At 68.1% G+C, this 7,388-nt stretch carries 7 protein-coding genes and 1 pseudogene; 7 read left to right on the top strand and 1 reads right to left on the bottom strand.

Annotated features, from left to right (window positions below):
• From VKG81_RS11225 to VKG81_RS11210, 4 genes are all read left to right on the top strand, one after another.
• On the top strand, positions 1 to 259 hold a 259-nt coding region (locus tag VKG81_RS11225), incomplete at its 5' end, for a metal-sensitive transcriptional regulator (protein WP_324395986.1).
• A 90-nt stretch (positions 260 to 349) separates the two neighbouring features.
• The gene (locus VKG81_RS11220) at positions 350 to 1,630 is read left to right on the top strand and encodes an MFS transporter (RefSeq protein WP_414685237.1); all 1,281 of its coding nucleotides are present in this window, start codon (positions 350 to 352) and stop codon (positions 1,628 to 1,630) included.
• A 23-nt stretch (positions 1,631 to 1,653) separates the two neighbouring features.
• Positions 1,654 to 2,049, top strand: a complete 396-nt coding sequence (locus VKG81_RS11215) for a dopamine receptor D4 (RefSeq protein WP_324395985.1) — start codon at positions 1,654 to 1,656, stop codon at positions 2,047 to 2,049.
• A 144-nt stretch (positions 2,050 to 2,193) separates the two neighbouring features.
• Complete coding sequence (locus VKG81_RS11210) at positions 2,194 to 3,258, top strand: L,D-transpeptidase (protein WP_414685236.1); 1,065 nt, start codon at positions 2,194 to 2,196, stop codon at positions 3,256 to 3,258.
• A 15-nt stretch (positions 3,259 to 3,273) separates the two neighbouring features.
• Here the strand turns inward: VKG81_RS11210 and VKG81_RS11205 are convergent, their stop codons facing one another.
• The gene (locus tag VKG81_RS11205; RefSeq protein WP_324395984.1) at positions 3,274 to 5,262 is read right to left on the bottom strand and encodes a M13 family metallopeptidase; all 1,989 of its coding nucleotides are present in this window, start codon (positions 5,260 to 5,262) and stop codon (positions 3,274 to 3,276) included.
• 92 nt (positions 5,263 to 5,354) lie between these two features.
• Between VKG81_RS11205 and VKG81_RS11200 the strand changes: the two genes are divergently transcribed.
• From VKG81_RS11200 to VKG81_RS11190, 3 genes and pseudogenes are all read left to right on the top strand, one after another.
• Positions 5,355 to 5,978 (top strand): hypothetical protein, encoded by a 624-nt coding sequence (locus VKG81_RS11200; protein ID WP_324395983.1) that lies wholly within the window; start codon positions 5,355 to 5,357, stop codon positions 5,976 to 5,978.
• Positions 5,975 to 6,691, top strand: coding sequence for a hypothetical protein (locus tag VKG81_RS11195; RefSeq protein WP_324395982.1), 717 nt, complete (start codon positions 5,975 to 5,977; stop codon positions 6,689 to 6,691). The genes VKG81_RS11200 and VKG81_RS11195 overlap by 4 nt, the downstream gene beginning before the upstream one ends.
• 92 nt (positions 6,692 to 6,783) lie before the next feature.
• Positions 6,784 to 7,388, top strand: a pseudogene (locus VKG81_RS11190) (DUF222 domain-containing protein); the annotation flags it as partial.

Genomic DNA, 7,388 nt, shown 5'->3' with positions numbered 1-7,388 from the left:
AGACGACTACGCCAAGCGGCTCAGGCGCATCGAGGGCCAGGTGCGGGGCATCGCGAGGATGATCGACGACGACAAGTACTGCATCGACATCCTCACCCAGATCAGCGCGGTCAACAGCGCCCTGCAGTCCGTTGCGCTCGGACTGCTCGACGAGCATCTGAACCACTGCGTCACCAACGCGGTCGCCGCCGGCGGAGAGGACGCCGACGCCAAGCTTGCCGAGGCGTCGGCGGCCATCGCCCGCCTCGTCCGCTCCTAGGTGGGTCGGCGCACACGCCGCTTTGGGTGGGCGCACACGCCGCTCACATCCGCGATCGGACCGATTCGGCGGATACCGTTATCAGTCGAAGTGAAGGAGCGCATCGTTGTAGAGGCCGCCGCGCAGGCACGCACCGACCTTCCGCCGGTGCGGCCGTGGAGCGCGCGCATCGCTGTGCAGCTGGCTGTGTTGTCCGCGGCGGCGTTCATTTACGTCACCGCGGAGATGGTGCCGGTTGCGGCGCTGCCGGCGATCGCGGCCGATCTGCACGTCGGCGAGGCGCTCGTCGGCACGCTGCTGGGGAGCTACGCGCTTGTCGCCGCGGTGACCACGGTGCCGCTCCTGCGTTTGACCGCCCACTGGCCGCGGCGCCGAACCTTGCTGCTGACGCTGATTTGCCTGACCGCCTCGCAGCTCATGTCGGCGCTCGCGCCGAACTTCGCCGTGCTGGCCGCCGGGCGGGTGCTGTGCGCGGTCACCCACGGGCTGATGTGGTCGGTGGTCGCGCCGATCGGCGCTCGGCTGGTGCCCTCGACTCACGTCGGGCGCGCTACCACGGCTGTTTATCTCGGCACCACTCTCGCGCTGGTCGTGGGCAATCCGCTGACCGCCGCGATGAGCCAGCTATGGGGCTGGCGGCTGGCCGTCGTGGTTGTGACGGTGGCGGCCGCGTCGATCACGGCGGCGGCGTGGCTGACGCTGCCGCGAATGCCGGTGCCGAACGCGCAGATCGAAACGGCCCGGTCGCACAAACGGCATCACCGCAACGGGCGGCTAGTGACTCTGTCGGTGCTCACGCTGGTCGGGGTCACCGGCCATTTCGTCTCCTACACCTTCATCGTGCTGATCATCCAGGACGTGGTCGGGGTGCACGGTCCGCAGCTGGCCTGGCTGCTGGCCGCTTACGGCATCGCGGGCCTGGCGTCGATGGGCGTGTTGGCCCGCTCACTGGACCGCCATCCCTGGGCGGCCGTCATTGGCTGCCTTTCGGCGATGGTGGTGGCGTTCGCGGCGCTGACCGTGCTCGCGGTGACCCAAAAGCCTGCGTTGCCGGCCATGCTGGCCGGCGGTGCCGCAATAGTGCTCTGGGGCGCCGCAGTGACAGCGCTGCCGCCGATGCTGCAGTCGACGGCGATGCGCAGCGCGCCGAACGATCCCGACGGTGCGTCCGGGCTCTACGTCACGGCCTTTCAGATCGGCATCATGGCGGGATCGCTGGGGGGCGGGCTGCTCTATGCGCGGGGCGGCGTGGCGGCCATCGTCGCATCCTCTGCGTTACTCGTCACCACCGCACTGGCCGGCGTGGCTTCCAATCGGGGGCTGTTCCGAATGTCGGGGGCCGTTCCGAATGCCAGCCCTGTAACAAAGTGACCGGTGGGGCAGAAGCACACAGTATGATGAGGATCGATATGGTGGCCGCCCTCTGCGCGGCCGGCGCGATCGCGGGGCTCATCATCTCGGCTCCGTCAGCGATGGCCGACCCGGATGCCCCCGCGACGCCAGTTCCGCCGCCCCCGGCGACAGCTGACGGGATGCCGCACCTGAGCAGCCCGGACAACCTGCCGCCGGGCACCACGGATACGCCGCCCGGCCAGGGCCACAGCCTCAGCTACCTGCGGGAGCTGTGGCAGGCGCTTCAGAACCAGGACATCGACCGGAAAGACGCGGCGATCCTTCTGCTGACTCAGCGCCCGATGGATCCCAACGCGGCGGCGCCGGGCCTCGCCCCAGGCCCGCAGCAGGCGCCCGGTCAGCAGCCGGGTCCGCCGGCTCCGCAACTTCCCAACTAAGTTTCAGGATCGCGCGCGTCGCTACAAACGCGCAGTTCAGCGCCATCGGGGCACGGACACGCGCGGTCATGGCAAAGGGTGTCTGCTGTCGGCGACCCTGCGCGCTGTGCCAGACTGGATTGACGGAGAGGTATGGAGGTGGGGATGGAAGCCGCAGCCGGCGCCATGGGGACGGCGCCCAGGTCGCACCGCACGAGGCGTGCGTTGACCTCGATGTTTTGCGCGTGCGGAGTGGTAGCGGCACTGGTAACCGCGACGCCGTCGGCGCTGGCCGACCCCGCGTTGGACCCGGGCGCGCCGCCGCCCCCACCGGCGGCGGACGCGCCGCCGCCCCCGCCTGACCCGCTGGCTGCGCCTCCGCCGGCACCGGCCAACCCGCCGGCCGCGCCTCCTGGGCCGGTCGACCCGCTGGCCGCGCCTCCCGGGCCGGTCGACCCGTTCGCCGCCCCGCCGCCGCCCGTAGTCGCGCCCGTTGCCGGGCAGAACCCAGAACCATTCACGGGCACGGCGCCGTTCCGGCCGCCGGCATTCAATCCGATCAATGGCGCGATGGTCGGAGTGGCCAAGCCAATCGTCATCAACTTCGCGGTGCCGATAGGCGACCGGCCGATGGCGGAGCAAGCCATCCACATCTCGTCGATCCCGCCGGTGCCCGGCAAGTTCTACTGGATTAACGACAGCCAAGTGCGGTGGCGACCGCTGAACTTCTGGCCGGCCGGCACGACGGTGAACATCGACGCCGCGGGCGCCAAGTCAAGTTTCAGGGTCGGGGACGCATGGGTCGCGACGGCCGACAACGCCACCCACCAGATGACCGTCACCCAGAACGGGAACGTGGTCAAGACGATGCCGATGTCAATGGGCATGCCCGGTCATGACACCCCCAACGGCACCTACTATGTCCTGGAGAAGTTCCCCGACATCGTCATGGATTCGGCGACCTACGGAGTGCCCAACGACTCGCCGCAGGGCTACAAGGTGCACGTGAAGCTGGCCGTCCGGTTCGACAACAGCGGAAACTTCGTGCACAGCGCGCCGTGGTCGGTCGCCGATCAGGGCAAACGGAACGTCAGCCACGGCTGCATCAACATCAGTCCCGACAACGCGCAATGGTTCTTCGACCACTTCGGCAGTGGCGATGCGATCGTCGTGAAGAACTCCGTGGGCTCGTACACCCAGAAGGACGGCGCTCAGGACTGGCAGATCTGACCGGTCTGGTCGCGCTCAGTTCCAGATCCTGACCCGTCGCTGCGGATCGAGGTACAGTTCGTCGGACTCGGCGACATCGAACGCGTCGTAGAACGCGTCGATGTTGCGCACCACCCCGTTGCACCGGAACTCCGGCGGGCTGTGCGGGTCGATCGCAAGCCTGCGGATCGCCTCGGCCTCACGCGACTTGGTGCGCCACACCTGAGCCCAGCCGAAGAACACCCGCTGCACGCCGGTGAGCCCGTCGATCACCGCGGCCTCTCCGCCGCCCAGCGAGAGCTGGTAGGCCAGCAGCGCGATCGAAAGCCCGCCGAGATCGCCGATGTTCTCGCCGACCGTGAACGCACCGTTGACATGATGGCCGTCGCCGAGGCCCTGGGGGATGTAGGTCTCATACTGCTCGATCAAAGCTTTCGTGCGTGAGCCGAATTCGGCCCGGTCCTCGTCGGTCCACCAATCCACCAGGTTGCCATCCCCGTCGTACTTGGCGCCCTGGTCGTCGAAGCCGTGGCCGATCTCGTGTCCGATGACCGCGCCGATACCGCCGTAGTTGGCGGCGTCGTCGGCCTCGGCGTCGAAGAACGGCGGCTGCAAAATCGCAGCGGGAAAGACGATCTCGTTCATGCCGGGGTTGTAGTACGCGTTTACGGTCTGCGGCGTCATGAACCATTCGTCGCGGTCCACCGGGCCGCCGAGCTTGGCCAGCTCGCGGTCGTAGTTGACCACGGAGCCGCGGCGAAAGTTGCCATACAGATCGTCGCGGTCGATGACGAGCTGCGAGTAGTCGCGCCATTTCCTCGGGTAGCCGATCTTGGCGGTGAACTTGTCGAGCTTGGCCAGCGCGCGTCGGCGCGTTTCCGGAGTCATCCAGTCCAGCCGGCTGATGCTGACCCGATAGGCCTCGCGCAGGTTGTCCACGAGCACATCCATCCGTGCCTTGGCCTCCGGCGGGAAGTGCAGTTCGACGTACAGCTTGCCCAACGCGTCGCCCATCAGGTTTTCCACCAGGCCGACGCCGCGCTTCCAGCGGTCACGGATCTCCTCGGTGCCCGACAGCGTGCGGCCGTAGAACGCGAAGTCCTCTGCCACCAGCTCGTCGGTCAGCAGGGGCGCCCGGGCGTGGATCACGCGCCAGCGCAGCCAGTCCTTCCACACCGGGAGGTCTTCGGCGGCCCACAGCGCCGCGAACGCGGTCAGGTAGTCGGGCTGGCGGACGACGAACTCGTCGGCAACTTCCGGGGAAGCGCCCAGCGCCGTGATCCAACCGGCCCAGTCGAAGCCGGGCGCCTCGTTCGACACGTCGGTGAACTTGCGCAGGTTGTAGGTCAGGTCGGCGTCGCGGCGCCGCACCACGTCCCAGTGCGCCGCGGCCAACTCGCCCTCCAGCGCGACGATGCGCGCGGCGGTGCCTGCGTAGTCATCGGGGCCACCACCGTAGACCAGCGCAAACATTGCCGCGATATGTCGCGGGTAGGCGGCCAGGATCTGGGCGTGCCGCTCCTCGCGGTAGTAGGACTCGTCGGGCAATCCCAGGCCGGACTGGTTCACGTGCACCAGGTAGCGCGCCGAGTTCTTCGAATCGGTGTCGACGTACACACCCGTGCCGCCGCCGACGCCGCTGCGCTGCAGGGTGCCCATCAGCCGCGCGAGGGCGGTCGCGTCCTCTGCTGCGTCAATGTCGGCAAGCTCGTCCAGCAGCGGCTGGACACCGACGCGCGACACGGTGTCGGTGTCCATGAAGCTCGCGTACAGGTCGCCGATGCGCTGCTGATCGCTTCCGCGTGCCCCGTCGGCAGCTTCGGTGGCTTGCGTGATCAGGTCGCGCACCTGCTCCTCCGCCCGGTCGAAAAGCGACCGGAATGCGCCGTCGGTGGCCCGGTCGGCCGGGATGTCGTATTCGGCCAACCACCGGCCGTTCACATGGCCGAACAGGTCGTCCTGAGGACGGGACCGCTGGTCGACGTAACCGAGGTCGATACCGGAGCGTGCGGTGGGTGCTGTCACGGTTTCATCTTTCCACGCGCTGTTGAGGGCATCCCAAGACCGCGCGGTGCAACCTGGACATGCGCTTTGTCGCTTTGGGTAACCTTGCCTTCGTGCCCGAGGCGGAACCCAGCGCGGAACCGGAAGAAGAGTCGACCGCTTCAGCATCCGACACCGCCGACGCCGAACAGGGACCGGTGTTCTCCCCATTCGGCATCGCTTCCACGGCCCTGGCTTTGCTGTCGATAGCCGCAATCGTGCTGGCAGGCACCATCTGGTTCGGCCACCGGCAGAGCATCGACACGCTCAGCTACCAGAGCCGCGTCGCGCAGGCCGCCGCCGACTGGACCGCGGTGCTGATCAACATGAACAAGGACAACATCGACAGCAGCTTGGAGAAGCTGCACGACGGCACGGTGGGCGAGCTGAACAACGACTTCGAGGCCGCGATGCAGCCTTACCGCTCTGTCGTGCAAACTCTGCAATCGAAGACCACCGGCCAGATCAACTCCGTGTCCATCGAGGCGCTGCACCACAACCTCGACGCGCAGCCGGGTAATCCGCCCCCGGCCGCCGTTCCGGACTTCTCGTCGCGCACCGACAACGTGCTGATCGTCGCCACCTCGGTCAGTCAAAACGTCGACGCAAAGCCGCAGATGGTGCATTGGAACCTGCGGGTCGGGGTCTCAAACGTCGACGGGAAGTTGATGATCTCCCGCCTGGAGCCGATCCGATGAGGAACGCCTGGCGGGTCTTCGCATTCGACATCGCCGCGCCGCTTGCCGCGATTTCCGCGCTGCTTTTGATCGGCGTCGCGCTCGAGTGGCGCGTGTGGTGGGTAGCGGTGTGCTCCGTGCTGTGCCTGCTGCTCGTCGAAGGCGTGGTGGTCAACTTCGTGCTGGCGCGCCGCGACAAGGTGACGGTCGGCACCGACGATGACGGCCCAGGGTTGCGGTTGGCGGTCGCGGGGCTGGCGACCGCGGCGCTGGTGGCGGCGGTGCTGGTCTGCTACGCAGAATGGACGGTGCCCGACCGCGAACGCAACTCCAACATGGCCGAAGTGGTTCGCCTGGCCACCAACGTGTCCGAAGCCACCGCCACGTTCTCGCCGCAGGACCCGACGTCATCGATAAGCCGGGCCGCCGCTTTGATGGACCCCGAGCAGGCCGAGGCATACAAGAACGCGTTCGCCAAGACCGCCCAGCAGTTGGCAGCGAAAAACGTATCAGCACAAGCCAATACGGTATCCGCGGGAGTGGAGGCGATCAGCCCCGACGCGGCGAGCGTAGCCGTGGTCATGCGGGCCATACAGACGACGCCGAACTCGCCGCCGGACCGGGCGATCCTCGCGCTTCGGGTCACGTTGTCCAAACAGGACGGCCAGTGGAAGGTGTTCGACGTGAGCCCGATCAATCCACTGGCCTCAGATCAAGGACAGCCGCAGAGCTAGACGGTTGTGGATCAATCCTGACCTGTGGATAAGTCCGTGGCGCAGTGGGTTTGGCGTGTGGGGGTGTCGGTGGGCGGCGACATGATTCGGGCATGGTTTCGGATCGCGATGAGTGCGTCGAGGCGTTCGCGGCGCTGGGGGAGGGGATGGCGCGGTGTGTGAAGCTGCGGGTGCACGGGGTGGTGACGGGCCGGGAGTGTCTGGCGTTGTTGGACCGCGCCGAGGTGGTGTCGCGTCAGTTGGCGGTGTTGCAGTCCGACCTGATCAATGAGCTCGGTGCGCTGGCCGGGCCGGCCGAGTTGGGTGGCACGCTGGCGCATGCGTTGGCCGATCGGCTGCGCATCGGCCGCGCCGAGGCGCGCCGGCGCATCGGGGAGGCCGAGGACTTGGGGGCGCGGGCCACCCTGGCCGGGGAGGTGTTGGCGCCGCGGCTGGCGGCCACGGCCACCGCGCAGCGCGCCGGGCGGATCGGCGCCGAGCAGGTGCGGCTGATCCGGGGGTTTTTGGCGCAGTTGCCGGGCTGGGTGGATGCGTCGACCAGGATCGGGCCCGGCGGCGCGGGATCCTGATCGGCGCCCAGGACCCCGACGGCATGTCGGCGATCTCGGGCTGGCTGACCCCCGAGCTGCGCGCCGGGCTGGAGGCGGTGCTGGCCAAGTGGGCCGCCCCCGGCAGGTGTGACCCCGCCGATCAGACC

This window comes from Mycobacterium sp. (assembly GCF_035314905.1).
Taxonomy (GTDB): domain Bacteria; phylum Actinomycetota; class Actinomycetes; order Mycobacteriales; family Mycobacteriaceae; genus Mycobacterium.
Note: the sequence above shows the minus strand (reverse complement) of the source record. Positions and strands in the feature narration are given on the sequence as shown.

Bases quoted from the DNA above. Each gene is read 5' to 3' on its own strand.
- VKG81_RS11215 (WP_324395985.1), top strand. From the start codon at position 1,654: ATGATGAGGATCGATATGGTGGCCGCCCTCTGCGCGGCCGGCGCGATC.
- VKG81_RS11210 (WP_414685236.1), top strand. From the start codon at position 2,194: ATGGAAGCCGCAGCCGGCGCCATGGGGACGGCGCCCAGGTCGCACCGC.
- VKG81_RS11195 (WP_324395982.1), top strand. From the start codon at position 5,975: ATGAGGAACGCCTGGCGGGTCTTCGCATTCGACATCGCCGCGCCGCTT.